We start from the raw sequence: 24,922 nt of genomic DNA, 5'->3' as shown, positions 1-24,922 counted from the left end.
AAACGCTATAACAATCAAACAATTTAACTACCTTTGAACGGAGTTTAAAACTATGTCTGAACAAAATACAAATGAGCTTGTTCGCAAGATTTTTGAAGCTTATTTAGAAAACAAAAATCTACGCAAAACACCTGAGCGTTTCGCAATCCTGGAAGAAATCTATTCAAGAAACGACCATTTCGATGTTGAAACACTTTATATTCACATGAAAAACCAAAAGTACCGTGTAAGCCGGGCTACGGTTTACAATACTTTAGAGTTATTGGTTTCATGTGACCTGGTTACCAAGCATCAGTTTGGTAAGAATATGGCACAATTCGAAAAATCTTATGGTTACCGTCAGCACGACCATGTGATCTGCATCGAATGCGGTAAGGTGGTAGAATTTTGCGACCCGCGTATTCACCAGATTCAAACCATGGTTGGCGATCTGTTAAAGTTTGATATTAAACACCACTCTTTGAATCTTTATGGGTTCTGTTCTGATTGCAGCGTAGCACGAAAAGTGAATGAAACTGCCGCTGTTGCAGCAGCCCAGCTAAAAGCAAATTAAATCAATACTCAAAATAAAACCAGCTTAAATTTTTAATAATGACGCAAGTAGATGTACTTCTCGGCCTGCAATGGGGTGATGAAGGAAAGGGAAAAATCGTTGATGTACTCAGTCCGAAATATGATCTTATCGCCCGTTTTCAGGGTGGCCCGAATGCCGGACATACTTTAGAGTTCGATGGCAAAAAATTCGTTTTAAATACCATCCCATCAGGAATTTTCAACGAAAAAACCATGAACCTTATCGGAAATGGTGTAGTTATCGATCCAATCATTTTAAAGAGAGAGCTGGATAATTTAAAGAAAGCTGGTCATGATCCGGTTGCCGAAGGCAAACTGGTTATAGCCCGTAAAGCGCACTTGATTTTACCTACTCACCAGTTGCTGGATGCCGCAAATGAGGCACGCATGGGTAAGAATAAAATCGGATCGACACTTAAAGGTATCGGCCCGACTTATATGGATAAAACAGGCCGTAATGGCTTACGCGTTGGCGATACCACACTTCCTGATTTTAAAGAACGTTATAACAAACTGGTAGAAAAACATACTGAAATTCTTTCTCATTACGAGGGATTTGAATACGAACTAGCTGAAAAAGAGGCTTCATTTTTTGAAGCTATAGAGTTTTTAAAGGCTATTCCTCATGTGGATAGTGAGCATTTCGTTAACGGTTACCTGAAGGAAGGAAAAGCTGTTTTAGCTGAAGGTGCACAAGGTACCTTACTAGATGTTGATTTCGGTTCATACCCTTTTGTAACTTCAAGTAATACGACGACTGCGGGTGCCTGTACAGGATTAGGTATCGCCCCTAATAAGGTTGGCGCTGTATATGGTATTTTCAAAGCTTATTGTACGCGCGTTGGAGGTGGCCCTTTTCCAACAGAATTAGATAATGAAGTTGGTGAAAACCTGCGTAAATTAGGTCATGAATTTGGCGCAACTACAGGCCGGGCCCGTCGTTGTGGCTGGATCGATTTGCCAGCATTAAAATATGCCATCATGTTAAACGGTGTAACCGAATTAATTATGATGAAAGCGGATGTTCTAGATACTTTCGATACCATTTATGCTTGTACACACTACGAATATAATGGCGAAACAATAGATTATATGCCGTACGATATCATCTCTATTGAACCTAAGCCGGTATTGAAAGCGATTGATGGATGGGCTACAGATGTAACCAAAATTACCGCTGTTGATCAAATCCCGTCTAAGCTAACGGATTATATTAAGTTCCTGGAAGAAGAACTGGAAGTGCCAATCAAATTTCTTTCTGTAGGACCAGACCGGGCACAGACTTTAGAACTGCGTTAATTAGAATTTCTGATTTTAATCAGGACATTGCTACAAATAATAAAAAAAGCAACCCTTACCAGGTTGCTTTTTTTTTGCCATCGTTTACTTACCTTTGCCGCAGTGTGAAAACCCTCCAAAACATATCTGATTTCAAAAAAAAAGCGATACACTGGGCCGATCAGTTCGATGTTTGCTGCGTATTAGATTCGAATGAATACAAGGATGCCTACTCGGTTTACGACTATATAATCGCCGCCGGCGTTCAGAAAGATTTAAGATGCCTCGAACGTGCCGGGTTTGAAAAGCTGAAAGCATTCTACGAAACACATAAACAATGGATTTTCGGATTCTTCAGTTATGATCTTAAAAATGAACTCGAAGATCTGCAGTCTGAAAACAGCGACTTTTTGAATTTCCCAGACCTTTACTTTTTTATACCGCAATATCTGATTGCGGTTAAAGATGGAAAAATAGAGATCCTACTGGGTAGTAAATCTGTTTTGGACCAAATTGAGGCATACCAGCCAGTAAATAATAACATGGTTTCGCCTCCGGACATTAAACAAAGGATTACAAAGAATCAATATATTTCCAAAGTTGATCTACTAAAAAGCCATATCATCCGTGGCGATATTTATGAGGTGAATTTCTGCCAGGAATTCTTTGCTGACCATGCGGCAATAAATCCATTGGAAACCTTTGAACTCTTAAACCAGGTTTCCCCTACCCCGTTTGCGGGATATTTTAAATATCATCACCAGTATATTTTATCCGCAACTCCGGAACGCTTTTTATGTAAGAGGGGATCAAAGCTTATTTCACAGCCGATAAAAGGAACTGCAAGAAGAAGTCACAACCCGCAAGAAGACAAACAGATCAAAGTTCAGCTTAGAAACGATACCAAGGAGCAGTCAGAAAATGTAATGATTGTGGACCTTGTTCGTCACGATTTAACCAAATCAGCTGTCAAAGGCTCGGTAAAAGTGGAAGAACTATTTGGCATTTACACATTTCCCCAGGTACATCAGATGATTTCTACAATCAGCTGTGAGCTGGATCCAGGCATTCATTTCATTGATGCAATTAAAAATGCTTTCCCTATGGGATCCATGACAGGTGCTCCAAAAGTTAAAGCAATGAATTTGATTGAGGAATACGAAGAGACTAAAAGAGGCATATACTCCGGGTCTTTTGGCTGTATCAGTCCAGATGGAGATTTCGATTTCAATGTTGTGATCCGCAGCATTCTTTACAATGCTGAAAACAGGTATTTATCTTTCCAGGTTGGTGGTGCAATAACTTACCATTGCGATCCCGAAAAAGAATATGATGAATGTTTGCTAAAGGCCAGTGCGATTTTGAAGGTGCTCGGAGTTTAATTGTTCACGACGCAAACTACCCCGGACAGGATTATTCGCTTGAAAAATAAAAAAGGCGGGATATGCCTGTCGCAAATCCCACCTTTATAAAAAAAAATTCTGGACTAAAAGCCTTATTTTTTATAATACTGCTGAGCTTCAGGCAGGTATTTTTGTATCTGAGCAATACGTGTAGCGTCACTTGGGTGTGTACTTAAAAATTCTGGTTGCTTTGCCGCACCCTGCGATGCAGATGCCATTCTATTCCAGAAACTGGTAGCACTTTGAGGATTGTAGCCTGCCATAGCCATAAAGATCAAACCTAAACGGTCGGCTTCCAATTCCTGATTACGGCTGAACTTCAGCATGGCAACAGGCGTTCCTACCCCATAAAGCGTGTTGAAGATAGATTGGGTTTTAGGATTCTTAGACAATGCTACTCCTGCTGCAGCACCTACACCCTGCGCTACCATTTCCTGCGACATGCGTTCAGCCGAGTGTCCGGCGATGGCATGTGCAATTTCGTGCCCCATCACGGTAGCTAAACCTGCATCGTCTTGCGTTACGGGCAAGATGCCTGTGTATACAACTATTTTTCCGCCAGGCATACACCATGCGTTCTTTTCGTTATTCTGAACCACATTTACCTCCCACTGGTAGTCGGCAATTAAATTACCGTAATTATTGCTGTTCATGTATGATTTTACAGCAGTTATTAAACGGCTTCCGATCGTTTTAACTTTCAGCGCCTGTGCATTTGATGCTGGCAAAACCGTAGATTTATTTTCCGTTAAAAATGTACTGTAAGCCTGAAATGCCATTGGCAAAACCTGGTCGTTGCTTACAAGGTCAAAACGACTGCGTCCTGTTAAGGGTACGGTGGAGCATGAGTTAAAGAGGAGAACTCCGGCAACGCTTGCTGCTAAGAATAACTTTTTCATCTGTTTATTTTTTTTTAATGACGAAGCCTGCGCATCATTCTGCAAATCATGATGCAGAAATCTGACAGCTTCTTAAATTTTGTCGTTAATGATTGTTAATCCTTATCTGGGATTGTCATATTAACAGCAATCCGACAAATAAGTTTCGAAGATTCTGCATTGCTAATTAACCAGCCTTCTTCTTAAACAAATACACTTTTGATTCCTTGCCTTTCAGCAAACGTTCGAGGTTTTTTTGATGGGTAACCAGAATTAAGATGCAGACAACCATTCCGTAAAGTACTTCGGATTTGATTGACACCTGAAACAAAAAGACTACACTCAGCGGAAAAGTAAATCCCGCACAAATAGAACTTAGTGAAACATATTTAGTTACCAAAAGAACCGTCACAAAAACCAGAACACAAAGCATAGATGCTTCGAAGTTAACTGCCAAAATCATTCCAAAAAGTGTAGCTACACCTTTACCCCCCCTGAAGCCTGCAAAAACGGGAAAAAGGTGTCCCATTACGGCTGTAACACCGAGCGCAAGCTGGTAGTTAACAAAAACGACAGATGTGTGGGGCCCGGTTACAGACATACCAATGAGAAAAGCGAGATTAGTAGCGGTATAGCCTTTGGCAATATCAATAATCATTACCGCTATACCAGCTTTTTTTCCTAAAACCCTGAAAGTATTGGTTGCACCAGCATTACCACTTCCATACTCCCTTACATCAATACCATAAAAAGCCTGGCCAAGCCATACAGCTGTTGGTATTGATCCAAAAAGATACGCAACTAATAAGGCGCTGAGCGAATAAACCGTAACCATAGCCTACAATGATACAAAAAATAAGGATTTAATTTTACAGGAAATCACTTTAGTATGCCTTTAAACTGATATCTAAGCTTTTTACAGAATGTGTTAATGCACCCATTGAAATAAAATCCACCCCACAAGCGGCGTATTTAGCCACATTTTCCTCTGTGATGCCTCCCGAAGCTTCTGTGATAAACCGGTTATCGATTTGCTTCACGGCACTACGCAAATTATCGAAACTAAAATTATCAAGCATAATCCGATCTACACCACCAACTGACAACACCTGAGATAGCTCCTCGAGGTTACGCACTTCGATTTCTATCTGTAATTTTTTTTGATTCTCAACAAGATATTTTTGAGCAGCCTGGATAGCATTTACGATACCGCCGGCATAATCGACATGATTATCTTTAATCAGAATCATATCATAAAGCCCAATCCGATGATTGACTCCCCCGCCAATCCTAACGGCCCACTTTTCCAGGTACCTTAATCCGGGAGTAGTTTTTCGCGTATCAAGGATTTTGGTATTGCTAGACTGCAAAAGCGAAACAATACGATGTGTTTTTGTTGCAATACCACTCATTCTCTGCATGCAATTCAAAACCAAGCGTTCTGCTATCAAAATAGAATGGGTATTACCTGAAACAGTAAGCCCTATATCACCTACCTTTACTTCCGCACCATCATTTAGTAAAACCTCAACTTTAAGATTTTCATCAACTACTTTGAAAATCTCCAAAGCGAGTTCCATACCCGCAAGAATACCATCTTCCTTAATAATAAGTTTAGCTCTTCCCTGAGTTCCAATGGGAATTGTGGATAAAGAAGTATGATCACCGTCACCTAAATCTTCGGCAAGGGCATTTTTTATGAATTGGTGTATAAGTTGAATATCCAAAATGTAGCTTTAAGAGCAACAAAAATAGCAAATATTTATGAGCTGCCAACCAATATAGATGCATTATATGCCCATCATGATGGTACTGTTACGGCAAAGTAAATCTGGAAAAAGTAGCTTAATCCTTGGCTGCCTCAATTCTTAATTCTGTAATCTGAAAATTATTGTTAAATTTTTTCATGGTTACAGACACTCTGAAATTCTCCCTGGATGTAGTTAACGAAATAACTCCGAAACGATAATTAGGATTGGTATTTATTTTGTGAAAAATACTCGCTTTTACTGGCGGGTGCTTCGTAAAAAAGTCTTTCAGAATCTGTTCACCCTGTGCTTTTGAGTATACATCTTCCTCATCAACGATGATAAGCTCAATGGTAGAAGCGAAGTTTTTAGCAACCTCTTTGGCATTACCAGACCTGAAATACGAGGACAAATCATCAATAATATCTGCCTGATAGGCATTAGGACTATATAATGATGATAAACTAATAATCAGTAAAAATAAGCTTCGGACCATTTCTGTATTTTATACAGAACGCTATAGCTAAAATTATGCCATTAGCTTATCAAAAAAAGGATTATTAATTTATTTAAGCACCAAGAAAGCTATATTTGCCTTATTAATAAAACCAAAAACAAGACTTTTGCAGATTTGTTTTTAAGCTGTTCAATTATTTTTTAAAGAAGATGACAAACAATAAAAAACTCGCACTTATAATTTTAGATGGCTGGGGATATGGCAGAAAAGATAAATCAGATGCTGCTTATGCTGCCAATACACCTTTTTTCGATTCTTTGTTACAGAAATACCCTAACTCAAGACTTGAAGCTTCAGGCGAAGCAGTAGGTTTACCAGCTGGGCAGATGGGAAACTCTGAAGTTGGACACATGAATTTAGGTGCCGGCAGAGTTGTTTATCAGGAACTCGGAAGAATTAACAAAGCCATTGCAGATAGAGAATTACATACTAATCCTGTTTTGCTGGCTGCTTTTGACTATGCCAAACAAAACAACAAAGCTGTCCATTTTATTGGTTTGGTTTCAAATGGCGGTGTACATGCACATATAGAACATTTAAAGGCATTATGCGATGCTGCTACAGAGGCTAATGTAGAGAAAACTTTCGTCCATGCATTTCTAGACGGCCGTGATACAGACCCTAACTCCGGACTGGGATTTATCAGTGATCTTCAAAACCACATTAAAAACGGAAATGCAAAACTGGCCACATTAGTTGGTCGGTATTACGCTATGGATCGCGATAATCGTTGGGAACGTGTTAAGCAAGCCTATGATGTGATGGTGAATGGTGTGGGTGAAAGAACTCAGGATGCCTTAGCCGCTATTCAAAAATCATATGCCGATGGCATTACAGATGAGTTTTTGAAGCCAGTTGTACTAACCGAAGCCAGCGGAGATGCTGTAGCCACCATTCAGAATGACGATGTAGTGATTTGTTTCAATTTCCGGACCGACAGAGGCAGGGAAATTACAACTGCACTAACCCAGAAGGACTTCCCCGAGCAACAAATGCACAAACTTCCGCTATACTATGTTACCATGACTACTTACGACGAGAGTTTTGAGAAAGTAAATGTTGTTTTCACAAAAGACGATTTAACCAAAACGATTGGTGAAGTATTATCTGAAAACAACAAAAATCAAATCCGTATCGCTGAAACCGAAAAATATCCGCACGTTACATTCTTTTTCTCAGGCGGAAGGGAGACTGAATTCAATAATGAAAAACGTATTTTAATACCTTCCCCAAAGGTTGCAACTTACGACCTGCAACCTGAAATGAGTGCTGCCGGAATTACCGAAGCCATAACCGCAGAAATGGAAACAGGTTGGGCTGATTTTATTTGTTTAAATTTCGCAAACCCTGATATGGTGGGCCACACCGGCGTTTTTGAAGCTGTAATTAAAGCTGTAGAAACTGCCGATAAATGTGCGGAAACTGTTGTTAACAAAGGCCTGGAGAATGGCTATTCATTTATTTTACTGGCAGATCATGGAAACTCTGAATATATGGTAAATGCCGACGGCTCAGTAAACACCGCACACACGACGAATTTGGTGCCATGCATCCTGATCGACAATGATTATAAAACCATTGCTGATGGCAAACTGGGCGACATTGCACCTACAATACTACAAATACTAGGTGTTGCCATTCCCGAAGAAATGACAGGAAACATTCTGGTATAATGATTAGAAAAATTTTAATACTTGCGTTGGCACTGGGATTCGTCTCCTGCATTAACCAGGAGCCAAACGGTGCCAATGCAAGGTTATCCTATTTTGATGTTAAAGGTTATTTCAATAAAGAAATTAACCGACTACAGCAAACCAATCCAACTGTTCAAAAAATGGTTTCAGTGAATGGCACCGCTGAAAACAGAAAACTTAAAATTCCCGATTGGCAGAAAGAACTTGCCGTATTTACAAATGCAGACATCAATAAAGCTTCATGGCAAGGCGAATTTAAGATAACCGCAAGTAATCAGTTAACCATTTACAGCTCGGCAAATAAAAAGATCCCTGTTAAAAAGATTTTGCTCACACATCAGCATGATAAACTGGCTAAAATTGTAATTATTGTTGAGAGTAAAAACATCCTTTTTCAATCGACTGATACGCTGACCTATGCGCCAGACCGATTCTACGAGATTAAGAAATTCCAGAAAATAAGGTTTCTTAAACAGAAATCTTACCACATTACCGGTAAAATCAACTAAAAAAAATGGAGCCCCGATCAATCAGGGCTCCATTTTTATAAGGCAACTGCAATTAAGACAACTGCGTTTTATTTTAAACTCGCAATCTGTGCTTTATCATAAGTAATCCAGTCGATAATATCTTTTCTGAGCGGTTGCATGGTCAAAACCTTTTGAAAATCTGCAATTGAGTTATTGAATAATGCCACACAGGCTAACTTATCTTCCTTTTTCTTGGCCTTATATGACCTGAAAATAGCGTAATCTTTATAAGCTATAGCTCTGTTCTGAAACATTTGAGAATCTTCATCACCTGTAATTTCGATTGATTTCGAAAAATCTTTCAACGCAGCGGTATAAAAATTTTCCCTCAAACTGTTTAATGATTCTTTGGGGTCGTTGGCGATATTCAATCTGGCTTTACCGCGGTAATAATATGCCGAAACCTCACTGGGTTTAACATTAATCAAACGGCTATAAGTTGAAATACATTTTTCATATTCTCCGTTTTGAAAATAAGAATAACCCAGCATCTGCAAAATCTTTGCGTTATCTGGTGTTTTTGTATCGGCTTTTTCCAATTGAGTAACAGCAGATTTGAAATCACCGTTCATCATTGCCTGCATACTCTTCTCGTAATTTCCTTGTGCAAACGTGTTTGTTGATGAAAAAATGATTAAGCCCAGGATAGCCCTTTTGAAATAGTTCATGTAATGAATAATAAGTTTTATAAATTTATACCTAATGGCTGAAATTTTTTGCAATATAATCGTATTCTTATAAATTAAAAGTTTTTAATTTTCATTCACCTTAAAACCCATCCCGCCAAACAATAGCAATAACGTTAAAAAACAGTTAATATGATATAGGCATAAATATTTAAATTATTCTGCCGTTTTAACATAACATTAATGTAATTTTCACTTTGGCACAAGAGTTGAAATTATTACTATAGAAACTAAATTAAAAATGTGAAGGCGACAGCACTGCCAGTTTGTCGTTTGAGGAAACGTGATAATGAGTAAACAAGATATATTTGATTTCCATTCTGCTATGCCCATAATAAACGAGGATACCGAATTTTTTCCATTAATGTCTCAACAAGACGAAGATGAGATGAACAATGAGGAAACCCCTGAAACATTGGCCATATTGCCTTTGCGAAATACCGTACTTTTTCCTGGGGTAGTTATTCCAATAACTGTTGGAAGGGATAAATCAATAAAATTAATTAAAGAAGCTTATAAAGGAAATAAAATTATTGGGGTTGTATCTCAAAAGGATGTTTCTATAGAAGACCCTACATTCGAGCAACTTAACACGGTAGGAACAGTTGCAAACATTGTAAAATTGTTGCAAATGCCTGATGGTAACACCACTGTAATTATACAGGGCAAGCAACGCTTCAGTTTAATTGAAGAGGTACAAAACGAGCCATATATCAAAGCTGTTGTTAAAAAATTTGAGGAGCAGAAGCACAAAACGGACAAAGAGTTTAAAGCACTTATAGCCTCTATCCGTGAGATGTCTGCCCAGATCATCCAGCTTTCGCCTAACATACCTAGCGAAGCCAGTATTGCATTAAAAAACATCGAAAGCAATTCTTTTCTGATCAACTTTATATCTTCAAATATGAATGCCGAAATGGCCGACAAGCAAAAAATCCTTGAAATGGATAAATTGCAGGATCGCGCACAGAAGGTAATGGAGCTTTTGATGATCGAGTTGCAGATGCTCGAGTTGAGAAACCAGATTCAATCGAAGGTGAGAACTGATCTTGACAAGCAGCAAAGAGACTATTTCCTGAATCAACAGTTGAAAACCATTCAGGAAGAACTAGGCGGAAACTCTGCCGATCTTGAATTTGATGCCCTGCAGGAAAAAGCTAAATTAAAAAAATGGTCGAAGGAGGTTTATTCCCACTTCGATAAAGAACTTGACAAACTTGGCAGGATGAATCCTGCAGCTCCTGACTATTCAGTTCAGTTAAATTATCTTGAGCTGTTGCTGGATTTACCCTGGAGCGAGTTTACCAAAGATAACTTTGACCTGAAACGTGCCCAGCGTATCCTGGACAAGGATCACTTCGGTCTGGAAAAAGTGAAACAAAGAATTATTGAGTATTTAGCGGTATTAAAGCTGAAACGCAATATGAAGGCGCCGATCTTATGCCTGGTTGGCCCTCCGGGAGTTGGAAAAACATCACTTGGAAAGTCCGTAGCAAAAGCACTGGGACGCAAGTACGTGCGGATGGCACTGGGTGGTATTCGTGATGAAGCTGAAATCCGTGGTCACCGTAAAACCTACATTGGTGCTATGCCTGGGCGCATTATCTCGTCTATTAAAAAAGCAGGCGCTGATAACCCGGTTTTTGTTTTGGATGAAATCGATAAAGTAGGAACCGATCACCGGGGTGACCCATCTTCTGCGCTTCTGGAAGTACTGGACCCGGAGCAAAACAATGCCTTTTATGATCACTACGTGGAGATGGATTACGATTTATCTAACATCCTGTTCATTGCTACCGCAAACTCGTTAAGTACTATACAGCCAGCATTACTGGATCGTATGGAAGTGATTGAGGTTAATGGATATACCATTGAAGAAAAAATCGAAATTGCAAAGAAATATCTTTTACCGAAACAAAAAGAAAATCACGGTTTACAAACTAAAGATATTAATCTGAAGCCTGCACTTATTGAAAAAGTTATTGAAGATTACACCAGGGAATCAGGGGTTCGAGGTTTGGAAAAACGGATAGGTTCACTTGTTCGTGGTGTGGCAACGAAAATTGCTATGGAAGAAAGTTATGAGCCTACCTTAACTCATGCCGACATAGAACGCATTTTAGGTGCACCCATCTACGATAAAGATTTGTATGAAGGAAACGAGGTTGCTGGTGTGGTAACTGGATTAGCGTGGACAAGCGTTGGTGGTGATATCCTATTTATAGAGGCCAGTTTGAGTCCCGGAAAAGGAAAATTAACTTTAACAGGTAACCTGGGGGATGTGATGAAGGAATCGGCTGTGATCGCGTTGGCTTATCTGCGGGCACATGCAGCTGAGTTCGGTATCGATTATTCTTTGTTCGATAGCTGGGATGTGCATGTCCACGTTCCTGCAGGCGCAACGCCTAAAGATGGCCCTTCAGCGGGTGTAACCATGTTAACGGCGCTTACGTCAGCATTTACACAGCGTAAGGTTAAACAACACCTGGCCATGACTGGTGAGATTACTTTAAGAGGTAAAGTTCTACCTGTTGGCGGAATCAAGGAAAAGATTCTGGCAGCTAAACGCGCCAATATTAAGGAAATCATCTTGTGCAAAAGCAATAAAAAAGATATTCTGGAAATTAAGGAAAGCTACATCAAAGATCTCCAATTTCATTATGTAAGTGAAATGAGTGAGGTTATTGATATGGCTTTAACTAAAAATAAGGTAAAAAAACCACTGGATTTGACTATAAAGATCAAGCCAATCGTTAACTAATTTGTAATCTTTTGGTTTTTGAATCAAATATCCATTTACAATAAATACATTTATAGCCCGGATAAATCCGGGCTTTTTTATGAAATCATTTTTTACTACGGCATTTTTATGCTTTGTGTTTCTATCTGGCTTTAGCCAGTCATTTAAAAACGAATTCGGCTTTAAAACAGAGAATGATGCCTATCTGGCAACATTGAATGATCGCTACTACACCAATGGCTTGTTTATATATTTCAGAAGGGCTTTAAATTCTGAGAAATTTTCTGAACAGATAGAGAAGAAAACTTATGAAATATCGGCCGGGCAAAAAATGTATACCCCCTATTGGGGTCAGGTACCGAAAAAAGAAAATCAGGACCGCCCCTTTGCCGGCTATTTATACGCGGGTGCGGCATATTCCATATTTTACAAAAATGAGAGCGTTCTGAAAACAAGCGTAGAAATCGGAACCGTTGGGCCTAATTCACTCGCTCAGGATGCACAGGAATTGCTACATCGAACCGTTGGCTTTTATACCCCGGCAGGCTGGGAATATCAGATCAAAAATGAATTAGCTGTTAACCTGGCTGCAAATTACAGCAAACTCTTTATTCGTTCAAACGATCAGGTAGTTGACCTCAGCGGTCAGGGTTATGCTAATATAGGCACAACATTTTCAGGTCTTGGGGCATCAGCATTGTTGAGGGCAGGCAGACTAAATCAGCTTTTTAACAGTACCACCCATAACGCTGTGATCGGTAATGCCAAAACAGCCAGTTTAAATAAATCGGAGTTTTTTGTTTACGTTAAACCACAACTCAATTTCGTTGCTTACGATGCAACCATTCAAGGTAGCCTGTTTAATAACAACAGTCCCTTAACATTTGGAGTTAAGCCGATCGTTTTTGAACAGCAATTTGGTGTAAATTATAGTTCCAGACGGTTTACTGTAGATTTCAATATCATCTTCAAAACAAAAGAAATCAAGAGTGTTGCCCAGGCACAAAATTATGGCGGCCTGAGTTTATACTACAGGTTTGGGAACTAATTTGAATGATTAAACTCGGGAGAAGGTTTATTTCAACTGCAGATTAATCAACTTGGGGCTTTCTTCTCGCCTCTTTTCTCAACGAATTGACCGATTTATTCTTTAATCGGCTTTCAATGACTCCTTTAGGAATCCTGGTTGGCTTTCGTTTCCTGTCAACTTTAAGCGATTTTTTAAACAAGTCGATTAATTTGGCAATGGTTTTCTCTTTATTCAAGAGCTGGCTCCTATCTTCCTGAGAAACAATATGCAGCAAACCATCAGTATCCAACCTGTTTGCTAACCTAACCTTCAGTAACGTTTTTTCATTGTCATCAAAAAAAGAAGCATTTTCAATATTAAAAACCAACTCCACTTTACTGGAAACTTTATTTACGTTTTGCCCACCTTTCCCACCGCTCCTGGAGGTTTTGAATATCACTGACCTTAAAATTTCTTCTCTCGTGGGTAACATGTCACAAAAGTATGAAGAATAGTAATCTAAAAAAATTTAATAAGTTCACCGCCTTTTTTACCTTTGCAACACAATGAAGAAAAACTTGGTTATAGCTATTGATGGCTATTCATCTTGCGGAAAAAGCACCTTAGCAAAAGCACTGGCTAAAAAATTAGGTTTTATTTATGTAGACAGTGGCGCCATGTACCGCGCGGTAACCCTATATTTTTTGCGGAACCATATTGATGTAAACAGTGATGAAGCGGTAACCGATGCATTGCAACATATTGAACTGAATTTCCACTCACGTGACTACGAATCGCACATCACCCTGAACGGTGAAGAGGTTTCTGTTGAAATCCGTTTAATGCCCGTATCTGAAAATGTGAGTGAAGTTTCTGCCCATAAAATCGTTCGCCATGAAATGGTAAAACAGCAGCAACGTATGGGGAAATCCAAAAACATTGTGATGGATGGCAGGGATATAGGAACTACAGTTTTTCCTGATGCTCCTCTAAAACTTTTCATGACGGCCGATCCGAAAATCAGGGCTGAACGCAGATTTAAGGAGCTGGAAAGTAAAGGCAATAACCAGACGACGTTGGAAGAGGTTTTCGAAAACCTGGCCCACCGCGATTATGCAGACACCACCCGGAAAGAAAGTCCGCTAGTGAGAGCTGATGATGCAATCATATTGGATAACACCAACTTGACTCAGGAAGAACAGCTTGAATTTGCATTAGAAAGGGTAACAGCTCTATTACCGCAGTCATAAAATTATAAAAATAAGGTTTGATTTAAATTTCATATTTTTAGCTGCTAACCAATAAGGCAACCATGAATTTAAAACACACATCTGCTCTATTTTTATTTTTTGCGTTTATTTCGCTTAATGCCAGCGCCCAAAAAGGCTGGATCAATCTTTTCAACGGAAAGGATTTAAAGGACTGGAATGTCAAAATATCCAAACATGAATACAAAGACAATTATGCCAATACCTTTCGCGTTGAAAATGGATTAATGAAAGTGAGTTATGATGGTTATCAGGAATTTGATAAACAATATGGTCACATCTTTTATAAAAAACCTTTTTCTTATTACTTGTTAAAGGTTACCTACCGTTTTATTGGTGATCAGGCTAAAGGCGGTGAAGGATGGGCAACACGTAACAGCGGCGCAATGCTGCATTGCCAGGATCCGGCAACCATGTTAAAAGACCAGGATTTCCCCATTTCGATTGAAGGACAAATCCTGGGTGGCGATGGCGAACATGAACGACACACAAGCAATGTATGTACACCCGGAACTTTAATTAATTACAAGGGTGAACTATTTACACCACATTGTCTCGATTCGAAATCAAAAACCTATGCAGGCGACCAATGGGTAACAGCAGAATTTCTGGTGCTTGGAGATTCAGTAATTAAGCATATCATTGACAACGAAGTGGTATTGGAATATACCAGGCCTCAAATTGGTGGTGGAAATGTTTCCAACTTTGATCCCAAAGCTAAAACCGATGGCAAGGCACTCAAATCTGGCTATATTTCTTTGCAAAGCGAAAGTCATCCAATCGAGTTTAAATCGGTACAACTTTTCGACCTCTCGCCTTATTCAAAAGACAAGCGAAAACTTGACACCGTTATTGATCGCATTTTAAAAGAATAAACGGTACTGTATTTGCATGTAGATTTTAATCTAATCGCTAAAAGATCATCTGTAATGCGCCACCATCATCTCTCAAAAGCACTTTTCTTTTTCCTTCTTGTTCTTTTTTCAAGCCCGTTAATAGGCCAAAAAGCCTATTCTGTAACTGAGATACCTGATCCAAAAAAAACAAACGGTGGTTGGGTGAGTAATCCCGACGGGATACTTAGCGCCGGAGATGTGGCCAGCATCAATGACACCATTTCAAGCTTTGAACGAAAAACCAACGTTCAGGTTGCAGTAGTCATTGTAAACGATTTTGATCCGGAACAGGAAGATTTTGATTTTGCCTATACGCTTTTTAATACCTGGGGAATCGGACAGAAAACCAGTAATAATGGAGTATTGCTCTTCATTGCTAAAGATCGAAGGAAATATCGCTTTATTTCCGGCACCGGCGCTGAAGGCGTATTACCGGATGTAAAACTCAAACACATTGCCGAGCAAAACCTCCTGCCTGCCTTCAGGAAAAACGATTATGGCACGGGAATTATCAATACGCTCAATGCCATGGGTACCATCATCCTGAATACGGACAATAAGTCCGAACTTAATCAGTTTTTTACCCAGCGTGGTTACAATAGCAACCTGGATAAGGTTTGGCTTCCTGCTATAGCTATTTGTCTCGCATTCTTCGGATTGTTTAAATTGCTCGGGCGCTATCCGGTGAAACAAGTCAAACCAGGCAAAGGAAATAAAATTTTGCAGCGGTCAGCACCCAACATAGGGTGCGCAGTGATGGTCTTTACAACAATTTTTGCGGGTATTATATCCATTATTGCCGGCGGATTCGGTTGGTTCAAAAACATACCACTTTCAGTATTGCCTTATATTTTAGCAACTATTTTAGGCATTTGCCTATTCTTTCGCTATATTTTTCTGATTGAGCACATCAGAAGTTCCTACCATGATGATGAAAACTTTTCAAATGCAGTAACCTCTTTTCATAAAAAATACGGATGGATGATGCTCTTTTCTCCACTGATCATTTTTGTAATCATCCGGCAGTTTTTCCGCAAAGCTGAAAGCAATAAACGTTTTAAACCGGTATTAGACAGCCGACAGCAGCCTATGGTTCGTTTAGACAGAGATGAGAACATTGAAGGTACGCCATTTTTGACAAAAGGCCAGCGAAAAGAGGAAATGATGAAAGTGTACGATTATGACATCTGGCAGAGTGTTGATCAGAAGGAGCACATCATAAAAGAGTCGCCGGCCGAAAAATATAACCACTTTGCTGCCTGCCCATCGTGCGGATTCAGAACTTATGAAAGCGACAAGCAGGTAACCGTAAAGGCTGCAACATACAGTCACGACGGTCAGGCAAAAGTGGTTAATGAGTGTAGTTTTTGCAAACATGTCGAATTCATCAGTTGGGTATCCCTTACGATGCTGGTAAAAGAAAGTTCAGGGGGCACATCAGGTTCCTCTTCATCCGGCAGCTCATCATCTTCAAGCAGTTGGGGCGGCGGAAGCAGCAGCGGGGGTGGCAGTGGCGGAAGCTGGTAGCCTAACAATCTCATAGGTTATACCCTATCATTTAAATTATTTCCTAATTTTGGCACAATAGCACGATGTTTGCTCTTAACGTCGTTGCAATTTTATTATAACTACCTGCAGAAATCCTATAACTATGATCAGATTTTTTCTCCTATTAACTGCCTTTTTTATCTTCTCAAACCGTATAAATGCTCAGGACAATTACCGGGTGACTGCCGATAAATTACGGGTTAGGGCAACAAGCGATCAGAAAAGCAGGGTGATAACCACACTTTCCCAAAACGAAAAAATTATGGTTCTGGATGCCAGCAATGCTAAGTTTTATAAAGTAAAATTGAAAAATGGTGAAGGTTGGGTAAGTAAAGACTTTTTGGAAAAGGTTGCTCCCGCTGCAGCTGCCAGCTCCGCACCAAACCAAACTGCTGCGCCCGCAGCAGCAAGCGATACCGCACAACCAACTTCAGCAAATGCTGATCTCTATCGCGTAACAGCCGATGATTTACGGGTTCGGGAACAAGCAGATCCAAAAAGTAAAATTGTTGGATATTTACCTAAAGACGAGAATGTGGCAGTTATCGATTCTTCCAATGCAAGCTTCTTTAAAATCAAGGTTACCAATGGTGAAGGCTGGGTAAGCAAAGAATTTCTGGTTAGAATTTCTCCGGTAAAAACAGCAGCAGAGAAAACAACTGTTGCGGCTTCGGTGCCCCAAACCAACACCGATTATTCAGCCATTATATTTATAGCTGTTGTTGCACTCATCCTTTTTACGATTCTTTATTTTTCTTTAAAATATGCAAGCGGTAATAAATTCATTATTGGCTTTTCGGTAATCGTGATTCTGGTAGTAGGCTACTTATGTTACATTACTTTTGTACAGCAAAAAGTGGTAACCGGGACTTTTGCCAGTAGTGACGATGTGCAGTATAAAACGTTTATTTTTAAATCTAAAGACTCTGTTACTGTTTCTGATGCTTATAATGACTCTACATTTACTTCCAAATACGTAATCGATGGCGATATGATCAAATTATATGATCAGCAAAACACCATTATGCTACTAATCAGAGATGATAAAACTTTAATTGGAGAAGGCTTTACAAGGGGAACGTTTGCAAAGAAATAACTGATTGCAGGGTGCTTTATTTACTATCAAAGTTGTGCCTAATGATAGTTAGAAATCAGATAGATAACGATACGTCGCGGAGTTACTGCGAACGAAATGAACTGTTTTTAGCCTGCATAACGTTACTGTTTCTTTATCAAATAGGGGTATTTAGTATTAAACAGATCATGCTTCTGATTATAATCCATTAAAAATCAGCAACATTTATTAAAAAAATCTTTTCTATTAATTAAAATATTTTTACCTTTGCAGTCCCTAAATAGGGAAAAAAGGAGATAATTAATTAATGGCTAAAAAACAAGTAGCAGAAAAAGAATTAGCAGCTAAAACAGCTGAGCTTCAGGGAGAAGGCGGACGCCTGACTGAAAAAGAAACTATTGAATCAGAAGCTGATTCAGTTTCGATCGAATCGATCAAATCATCATTAGCAACACCAACGGAAGATTTCGATTGGGATGCAGATGAAAAAGTTTTCGGTAATTACAATGACGCAGACCGTAAAAAGTTTGAAGACATGTACGCTGGAACATTCAACCAGATCACTAAAGGTGAAATCATCAGCGGTATCGTTGTTTCAATCAACAGCAAAGACGTAGTATTAAACGTAGGTTTCAAATCAGACGGTTTAGTTTCTACTTCAGAGTTCCGTGATACACCAGATCTAAAAATCGGCGATTCAGTTGACGTTTTCGTTGAAGCACCAGAAGATGCTAACGGTCAATTGATCCTTTCTCGCAAAAGAGCTAAAACCCAAAGATCATGGGAAGCAATTAACGAGGCTCTTGAAAATGATAGAATCATCAATGGTTTCGTTAAGAGCCGTACTAAAGGTGGTTTAATCGTTGACATCATGGGCGTTGAAGCTTTCTTACCAGGATCTCAGATTGATATTAAACCTATCCGCGATTACGATGTATACGTGGGTAAAACAATGGAATTCAAAGTTGTTAAAATTAACCATGAGTTTAAAAACGTAGTAGTTTCTCATAAAGTGTTAATTGAAGACGATTTAGAGTCACAAAAAGTAGAGATCGTTTCTAAATTAGAAAAAGGTCAGGTACTTGAAGGTACTGTTAAAAACATTACTGATTTCGGTGTATTCATCGATTTAGGTGGTGTTGACGGTTTACTTCACATTACTGATATTTCTTGGGGCCGCATAGAGCATCCAAAAGAAGTATTATCATTAGATGAAAAAATCAACGTTGTTGTTTTAGATTTCGATGATGAGAAAAAACGTATCGCTTTAGGTTTAAAACAATTAACTCCACACCCTTGGGAAAACTTGAGTACTGACATTCAGGTTGGTTCTAAAGTAAAAGGAAAAATCGTAACTGTTGCAGATTACGGTGCTTTCTTAGAAATCATCCCAGGTGTTGAAGGTTTAATCCACGTTTCTGAGATGAGTTGGTCACAAAACTTAAGAAACCCACAGGAATTCTTAAAAGTTGGTGATGAGATCGAAGCTGAAGTTTTAACTTTAGACAGAGACGAGCGCAAAATGAGCTTAGGTATTAAACAATTATCTAACGATCCATGGCAAGAAGTTGCTGCTAAATTCCCAGTAGGAAGCAAGCACCAGGCAACTGTTAAAAACATGACTAACTTCGGTGTTTTCGTTGAGATCGAAGAAGGTATTGATGGTTTAATCCACATTTCTGACTTATCATGGTCTAAAAAAGTAAACCACCCTAATGAATTCACTAAAGTTGGTGATGTATTAGATGTAGTTGTTTTAGAATTAGACGTTGATAACCGTAAATTAAGCTTAGGTCACAAACAATTAGAAGAAAACCCTTGGGATACTTTTGAAACTATCTTCACTTTAGATTCAGTTCACCAGGGTACAGTTGTTAAAGTAACTGATAAAGGTGCTGTTATTGCTTTACCATATGGTGTAGAAGGTTTCGTACCAACTAAACACATGGTTAAAGAAGATGGTACTTCAGTTAAAGCTGAAGAAACTAACGACTTCAAAATCATCGAGTTTAACAAAGAAGCTAAACGCATCGTTGTTTCACACGCACGTATCTGGGAAGAAGTTAAAGCTGAAGCTGTAGCAGAAGAAAGAGCAACTAAGAAAAAAGAAGCTAAAGCTGCTGTAACTGCTGTTAAAAAAGTTAAAGATTCTGTAGAGAAATCTACTTTAGGAGACTTAGACGTATTGGCTCAATTGAAATCGCAATTAGAAGGCGAAGAAAGCAAAGCTAAAAAAGGCTAGTTCTTTTTAACTAAATATATTAATCCCGATAGCGAAAGTTATCGGGATTTTTTTTTGCGCCTATTTTTGCCACGGAAACACGGAACGAAATAGTCATCGTTAGAATGGCTACCATTAACAGACTCCAATAGAAACTCGTCATTGCGAGGAGGTACGACGAAGCAATCTTTCATGTTGACGATTTCTGCAGGAAAGATTGCTTCGTCGCATGAAAAAGCCTCCTTGAAATGACGAGTTTTTTATGTAACAAAATAACCCGTTCTTTCCTACTTACTCCCAGCATCCCTCCTATTATTATTACTTTTGAAAAGCAACCAGTCTTTTCAGCATGAGAAAAATTATCCTTTTGTTTCTAATCATCGTTTCCATCAAGCTTTCGGCACAGGAAGTGAATGTTATTCCGCAGCCTGTAGAACTAAGACCCGGAACTTTTCCAACCAGTAAGTTCCGCATCAATAAAAGCACGACTATACTAATAACAGATTCTGCGGCCATAAACGCTGCTAATTTTTTGAAAGATTATATCACTAGATATTACAACCTCAATCTAAAAATAAGTAGCAACACTAAAGATATTAAGGGAAATACGATTACACTTGTTCTCTCAGATCAATTATATAAAAATCCAGATAAATACTTTGTTTCAGTATTAGCTTCAACAATTAATGCAGGGGCATCTTCAGAACAGGGCTTATTTTATGCAGTTCAGACTATTATTCAATTGCTATCCTCAAATACCAATAGTGAACTCATTATACCGTCAGTTGATATCATAGATTATCCCCGTTTCGCCTACCGTGGTATGCACCTTGATGTAAGCCGTCATTTTTTCGATGTAGCTTTTGTAAAACAATACATCGATTATCTCGCGTTACATAAAATGAATTACTTCCACTGGCACCTAACTGATGATCATGGATGGAGAATCGAAATTAAACGATACCCAAAACTCACCGAAATTGGCGCCTGGCGCAATGGTAGCATTATTGGTTTATGGCCCGGAAAAGGCAATGAAAATATTAAATATCAGGTATTACCTACAGAAGTGAAGATTATGCCAAAAGATGCAGTAATTAAAACAGATGGCGTTAAACATGGTGGTTATTACACGCAGGAACAGATCAAAGATGTAATTGATTATGCCGCTAAACGCTATATTACCATTATTCCGGAAATTGAAATGCCTGCACACAGTATGGCCTTACTGGCAGCGTACCCAGAATTAGGTACCGAGCCCGACAAAAAATATGAAGTAGCACAAACCTGGGGCATGATGAACAAATACAATAATGTACTACAAGCATCTGATACTACTTTCAAATTTCTGGAAAATGTACTGACTGAGGTGATGGATTTATTCCCATCACCCTACATCCACATCGGCGGCGATGAAGCATCAAAAATCTGGTGGAAACGATCTGCCGTATCGCAACAATTTATGAAAATGAACGGATTAAAAAATGAAAGTGAACTACAGAGCTACTTCATTCGCAGGATGGAGAAATTTGTAAACAGCAAGGGCAAAACCATTATTGGCTGGAATGAAATATTGCAGGGAGGTTTAGCTCCAAATGCCATTGTAATGAGCTGGCAAGGTGAGAAAGGTGCCATCGAGGCGGCAAAACAAAGCCACAGGGCTATTATGACTCCTGAAAATAAAATGTACTTTAACCACGGTCAGTTTGTAAAGGAAGACAGTTTAACAGCAAGTACTCCATCCTCTTTGTACGATGTTTACAATTATGAACCCGTTCCAGCACAACTAAATTCAGAACAAGCCAAATACATCTGGGGTGGACAAGGTTGTCTATGGAGCGAGTACATCACCAACCCTGCCAAAGTACAGTATCAATTGTTTCCAAGATTGGATGCTTTGAGTGAAATTTTGTGGAGCGCGAAAGAGAAACGAAACTATCCTGATTTTCAGAAACGTTTAAGAGCGCAGTTTAAACGTTACGATTTAATGGGAATAAATTATTCAAAAAGGTATCTGGAAAATTAATAGATGATTGGTTTTGCCATCAAGGCTGCAGAAGATAGCTTATTACTTACGCTTGAATGTTTGGGTGAAACTGCTAGCTTATTTGGTCTGTATCCAATGTGTTTAAAAAATAAATGCAATCTTTGTTGAAATAATGATTATGAAAAAAATTTTTGCCATAATATCCACGCTGATTACGCTGTATGTACTTAAAGAAACCATCAATATCTTCATTTCTACAGACGCCGGTATCATCAAAGAAAGGCCTATCCTCATTGTCATTGCATTAAGTTTTCTGATACCGCTTATTATTCTTTCGCTATGGCTATGGTCGCCGGGAAGAAAACAAGATCAGGACAAAATACGTTCTGAACAGCCGAACGACAAGAAGTAAACATAAATATCTTCAACCTTAAAGCACTAGCCATATGTCAATTACAAAAGAACACGAACTCAGCGGAATGCAGACAGTGAGCAATGCGGTTGCCCAAACTTTAAAAGAAATGCGCAACTTTGCAAAACCCGGAATGTCGACCAAAGCGCTTGATGAATTTGGAGGTTCAATACTCAATGCATTAGGTGCAAAATCAGCACCCCGCCTCACTTATAATTTCCCCGGCTGGACCTGCATCAGTGTCAATAATGAAATCGCTCATGGAATTCCCAGCGAGCATAAAATATTAAAAGACGGCGACTTGATCAACATTGATGTATCTGCAGAATTGAACGGCTTTTGGTCTGACAATGGCGGATCATTTATCCTCGGCAACGATATATATGGCCATCAAAAGCTGGTCACCTCATCAAAAGAAATTCTGAAAAAAGCTATCGATAACATTAAAGGAGGGGTTCGTATTGCTGAGATTGGAAGATTAATCGAAACAGAAGCCCGTAAGAAGGGATTCAAGGTAATTAAAAACCTGACCGGCCATGGTGTTGGACGTGGTTTGCATGAGGAACCCCACGAAATTGCAAATTTCTACGACCGTTACAATCACGAAAGATTTAAGAAAAGTACAACGGTAGCCATCGAAACCTTTATTTCTACAGCTTCATCCATCGCAGAAACCGAAAATGATGGTTGGACACTTACAGGTGATAAAGGTGGCTTTGTAGCCCAGCACGAACATACCATTTTGATTACTGCAGGTAAACCCATTGTACTCACCGCGGCGAACAACATTTGGGATGCCTAACCGCTAAATTGAAATTCAGCTTTCCAAGCTTCGAACATTTTTATATATTTGCCCAATCCTTCTTCCATGCAAAAGAAAACACTTCTTGACGGACAAAAAATTCAGATTACAATTAAGCGGCTTTGCCATCAGTTAATTGAAAACCACGACGATTTCAAAAATACCGTTCTCATTGGTATTCAACCACGTGGCATTTACCTGGCCGACCGCATTCATCAGGAACTGCAATCGATCTTAAAGAACACGAAAATTTTAAAGGGAAACCTCGACATTACATTCTTCAGAGACGATTTCAGAAGAAAAGATGGATTGGTTACAGCAAGCAGTAATTCCATTGATTTCATCATTGAAGGCAAAAAAGTTGTGCTGATTGATGACGTACTTTGGACGGGCAGAACCATCAGGGCAGCACTTGATGCATTGCTTGCATATGGAAGACCAGAAAAAGTAGAATTACTAGTCCTGATTGATCGCCGTTACAGCAGACATTTACCAATCGAGCCCGATTATATCGGTCATCCGGTAGATAGCCTGAACTCGCAACAGGTGAAGGTTACATGGGCAAGTGAAGGAGCAGAAGACAAGGTTATATTATTATCGGAAAACAATAAATAAGAAATGGCAGCAGACAAACTATCAACCCGACATCTTTTAGGCATTAAAGATATTAACCGGAATGATATCGAATTGATATTCGAAACTGCAGATAATTTTAAGGAAGTAATCAACCGTCCCATCAAAAAGGTGCCGTCACTTCGTGATATTACCATTGCCAACATTTTTTTCGAAAATTCTACCCGAACCAAACTTTCCTTCGAGCTTGCAGAAAAAAGGCTTTCTGCGGATGTGGTAAATTTTGCGGCATCGTCTTCTTCAGTAAGCAAGGGTGAAACCCTGATTGATACCGTAAACAACATTTTGTCAATGAAAGTTGATATGGTGGTTATGCGACATCCTTATGCAGGCGCTGGCCAGTTTTTGAGCAAACATGTTAAGGCCCAGATTGTAAATGCCGGCGACGGGGCCCATGAGCATCCAACACAAGCTCTACTTGATGCATTTTCCATCCGCGAGAAACTTGGCGATGTGGCGGGTAAAAAAGTAGTCATCGTTGGCGATATTTTACACTCGAGGGTAGCCATTTCAAATATACTTTGTCTGCAGCGCTTAGGTGCAGAGGTAATGGTTTGCGGCCCTACAACCCTGATTCCAAAACATATCCACCAACTGGGCGTTAAAGTTGAACACAACCTCATCAAAGCCTTAAACTGGTGTGATGTTGCCAATATGCTGCGCATTCAACTGGAACGCCAGGATATTAAGTACTTCCCTTCCCTAAGGGAATATGCAATGATGTACGGCTTAAATAAACAAATTCTGAATAATCTTGATAAGGAGATCATTGTGATGCACCCGGGACCAATTAACCGTGGTGTAGAGATTACCAGTGATGTTGCAGACAGCAAACAGTCTATCATTCTTGATCAGGTAGAAAATGGAGTAGCTGTACGGATGGCTGTTCTGTATTTGCTGGCAAGCCAGGGATAAACAGAACTTAGTGGTTTATCAATTGAAAGCTGGATGAATTTGCAGCTTAATTATCCACATTTCAACAATAACATACCATTTCTACAATACCTTCGTTTAAGTGTGTTGTTAA

22 protein-coding genes and 1 pseudogene are annotated in these 24,922 nt (G+C 39.2%); 17 read left to right on the top strand and 6 right to left on the bottom strand.

Annotation, left to right across the window (positions count from 1 at the left end; all coding sequences use genetic code 11):
• The first annotated feature begins 52 nt into the window (after positions 1-52).
• The 3 genes from AC570I_RS12735 (at position 53) to AC570I_RS12725 (ending at position 3,233) form a co-directional block, all read left to right on the top strand.
• A complete protein-coding gene (locus tag AC570I_RS12735) occupies positions 53-553 on the top strand; it encodes a Fur family transcriptional regulator (RefSeq protein ID WP_047799501.1) in 501 nt (166 codons plus the stop codon).
• A gap of 38 nt (positions 554-591) precedes the next feature.
• Positions 592-1,872: an adenylosuccinate synthase gene (locus AC570I_RS12730; RefSeq protein WP_497405713.1), complete on the top strand. Its 1,281-nt coding sequence runs from the start codon at positions 592-594 to the stop codon at positions 1,870-1,872.
• A gap of 104 nt (positions 1,873-1,976) precedes the next feature.
• A complete protein-coding gene (locus tag AC570I_RS12725) occupies positions 1,977-3,233 on the top strand; it encodes an anthranilate synthase component I family protein (protein ID WP_497405712.1) in 1,257 nt (418 codons plus the stop codon).
• A 113-nt stretch (positions 3,234-3,346) separates the two neighbouring features.
• On the opposite strand, the gene AC570I_RS12720 is transcribed toward AC570I_RS12725, so the two are convergent.
• The 4 genes from AC570I_RS12720 to AC570I_RS12705 form a co-directional block, all read right to left on the bottom strand.
• Positions 3,347-4,153 (bottom strand): M48 family metallopeptidase, encoded by an 807-nt coding sequence (locus AC570I_RS12720; protein WP_047799504.1) that lies wholly within the window; start codon positions 4,151-4,153, stop codon positions 3,347-3,349.
• Between the two features lie 166 nt (positions 4,154-4,319).
• Positions 4,320-4,967 carry a glycerol-3-phosphate 1-O-acyltransferase PlsY gene (gene plsY, locus AC570I_RS12715; protein WP_047799505.1) on the bottom strand — a complete coding sequence of 216 codons (648 nt, stop codon included), beginning with the start codon at positions 4,965-4,967 and terminating at the stop codon, positions 4,320-4,322.
• Between the two features lie 49 nt (positions 4,968-5,016).
• Entirely contained in the window at positions 5,017-5,859 is an 843-nt protein-coding gene (gene nadC / locus AC570I_RS12710; protein ID WP_497405711.1) for a carboxylating nicotinate-nucleotide diphosphorylase, read from the bottom strand.
• A 118-nt stretch (positions 5,860-5,977) separates the two neighbouring features.
• Positions 5,978-6,376: a DUF4783 domain-containing protein gene (locus AC570I_RS12705; RefSeq protein WP_497405710.1), complete on the bottom strand. Its 399-nt coding sequence runs from the start codon at positions 6,374-6,376 to the stop codon at positions 5,978-5,980.
• A gap of 170 nt (positions 6,377-6,546) precedes the next feature.
• Between AC570I_RS12705 and gpmI the strand changes: the two genes are divergently transcribed.
• Together gpmI and AC570I_RS12695 are read left to right on the top strand one after the other, a co-directional pair.
• Positions 6,547-8,070, top strand: coding sequence for a 2,3-bisphosphoglycerate-independent phosphoglycerate mutase (gene gpmI / locus AC570I_RS12700; protein ID WP_497405709.1), 1,524 nt, complete (start codon positions 6,547-6,549; stop codon positions 8,068-8,070).
• Positions 8,070-8,600, top strand: coding sequence for a hypothetical protein (locus AC570I_RS12695; RefSeq protein WP_497405708.1), 531 nt, complete (start codon positions 8,070-8,072; stop codon positions 8,598-8,600). The genes gpmI and AC570I_RS12695 overlap by 1 nt, the downstream gene beginning before the upstream one ends.
• Positions 8,601-8,668: 68 nt before the next feature.
• On the opposite strand, the gene AC570I_RS12690 is transcribed toward AC570I_RS12695, so the two are convergent.
• A complete protein-coding gene (locus tag AC570I_RS12690) occupies positions 8,669-9,289 on the bottom strand; it encodes a tetratricopeptide repeat protein (protein ID WP_497405707.1) in 621 nt (206 codons plus the stop codon).
• A 307-nt stretch (positions 9,290-9,596) separates the two neighbouring features.
• Here AC570I_RS12690 and lon point away from each other — a divergent pair, with 307 nt between their 5' ends.
• Together lon and AC570I_RS12680 are read left to right on the top strand one after the other, a co-directional pair.
• Positions 9,597-12,068, top strand: a complete 2,472-nt coding sequence (lon, locus tag AC570I_RS12685; protein ID WP_497405706.1) for an endopeptidase La — start codon at positions 9,597-9,599, stop codon at positions 12,066-12,068.
• A gap of 79 nt (positions 12,069-12,147) precedes the next feature.
• On the top strand, positions 12,148-13,095 hold the full coding sequence (locus tag AC570I_RS12680) for a lipid A deacylase LpxR family protein (RefSeq protein WP_497405705.1): 948 nt from the start codon (positions 12,148-12,150) through the stop codon (positions 13,093-13,095).
• A 43-nt stretch (positions 13,096-13,138) separates the two neighbouring features.
• Here AC570I_RS12680 and arfB read toward each other — a convergent pair.
• Positions 13,139-13,504: pseudogene (arfB, locus tag AC570I_RS12675) on the bottom strand (alternative ribosome rescue aminoacyl-tRNA hydrolase ArfB); the annotation flags it as partial.
• Positions 13,505-13,622: 118 nt separating this feature from the next.
• On the opposite strand from arfB, the gene cmk reads away from it, so the two are divergent.
• The 10 genes from cmk (at position 13,623) to AC570I_RS12625 (ending at position 24,810) form a co-directional block, all read left to right on the top strand.
• Complete coding sequence (cmk, locus tag AC570I_RS12670) at positions 13,623-14,306, top strand: (d)CMP kinase (RefSeq protein WP_497405704.1); 684 nt, start codon at positions 13,623-13,625, stop codon at positions 14,304-14,306.
• A 62-nt stretch (positions 14,307-14,368) separates the two neighbouring features.
• Positions 14,369-15,199, top strand: a complete 831-nt coding sequence (locus AC570I_RS12665; protein WP_497405703.1) for a 3-keto-disaccharide hydrolase — start codon at positions 14,369-14,371, stop codon at positions 15,197-15,199.
• Positions 15,200-15,253: 54 nt separating this feature from the next.
• Positions 15,254-16,747 (top strand): TPM domain-containing protein, encoded by a 1,494-nt coding sequence (locus AC570I_RS12660; protein WP_497405702.1) that lies wholly within the window; start codon positions 15,254-15,256, stop codon positions 16,745-16,747.
• A gap of 124 nt (positions 16,748-16,871) precedes the next feature.
• On the top strand, positions 16,872-17,864 hold the full coding sequence (locus AC570I_RS12655; RefSeq protein ID WP_497405701.1) for an SH3 domain-containing protein: 993 nt from the start codon (positions 16,872-16,874) through the stop codon (positions 17,862-17,864).
• A gap of 286 nt (positions 17,865-18,150) precedes the next feature.
• Positions 18,151-20,085, top strand: a complete 1,935-nt coding sequence (rpsA, locus tag AC570I_RS12650) for a 30S ribosomal protein S1 (protein WP_047799518.1) — start codon at positions 18,151-18,153, stop codon at positions 20,083-20,085.
• A gap of 328 nt (positions 20,086-20,413) precedes the next feature.
• Entirely contained in the window at positions 20,414-22,087 is a 1,674-nt protein-coding gene (locus AC570I_RS12645; protein ID WP_497405700.1) for a beta-N-acetylhexosaminidase, read from the top strand.
• Positions 22,088-22,226: 139 nt separating this feature from the next.
• Entirely contained in the window at positions 22,227-22,460 is a 234-nt protein-coding gene (locus AC570I_RS12640) for a hypothetical protein (RefSeq protein ID WP_497405699.1), read from the top strand.
• Positions 22,461-22,494: 34 nt separating this feature from the next.
• Positions 22,495-23,262 carry a type I methionyl aminopeptidase gene (map, locus tag AC570I_RS12635; RefSeq protein ID WP_497405698.1) on the top strand — a complete coding sequence of 256 codons (768 nt, stop codon included), beginning with the start codon at positions 22,495-22,497 and terminating at the stop codon, positions 23,260-23,262.
• A gap of 66 nt (positions 23,263-23,328) precedes the next feature.
• On the top strand, positions 23,329-23,877 hold the full coding sequence (pyrR, locus tag AC570I_RS12630) for a bifunctional pyr operon transcriptional regulator/uracil phosphoribosyltransferase PyrR (protein WP_047799522.1): 549 nt from the start codon (positions 23,329-23,331) through the stop codon (positions 23,875-23,877).
• A gap of 3 nt (positions 23,878-23,880) precedes the next feature.
• Positions 23,881-24,810: an aspartate carbamoyltransferase catalytic subunit gene (locus AC570I_RS12625; RefSeq protein ID WP_047799523.1), complete on the top strand. Its 930-nt coding sequence runs from the start codon at positions 23,881-23,883 to the stop codon at positions 24,808-24,810.
• The last annotated feature ends 112 nt before the right edge of the window (positions 24,811-24,922 follow it).

Source organism: Pedobacter sp. A2324, assembly GCF_059693705.1.
The sequence above is the reverse complement of the archived record's forward strand: the minus strand, read 5'-3'. Positions and strand labels throughout refer to the sequence as shown.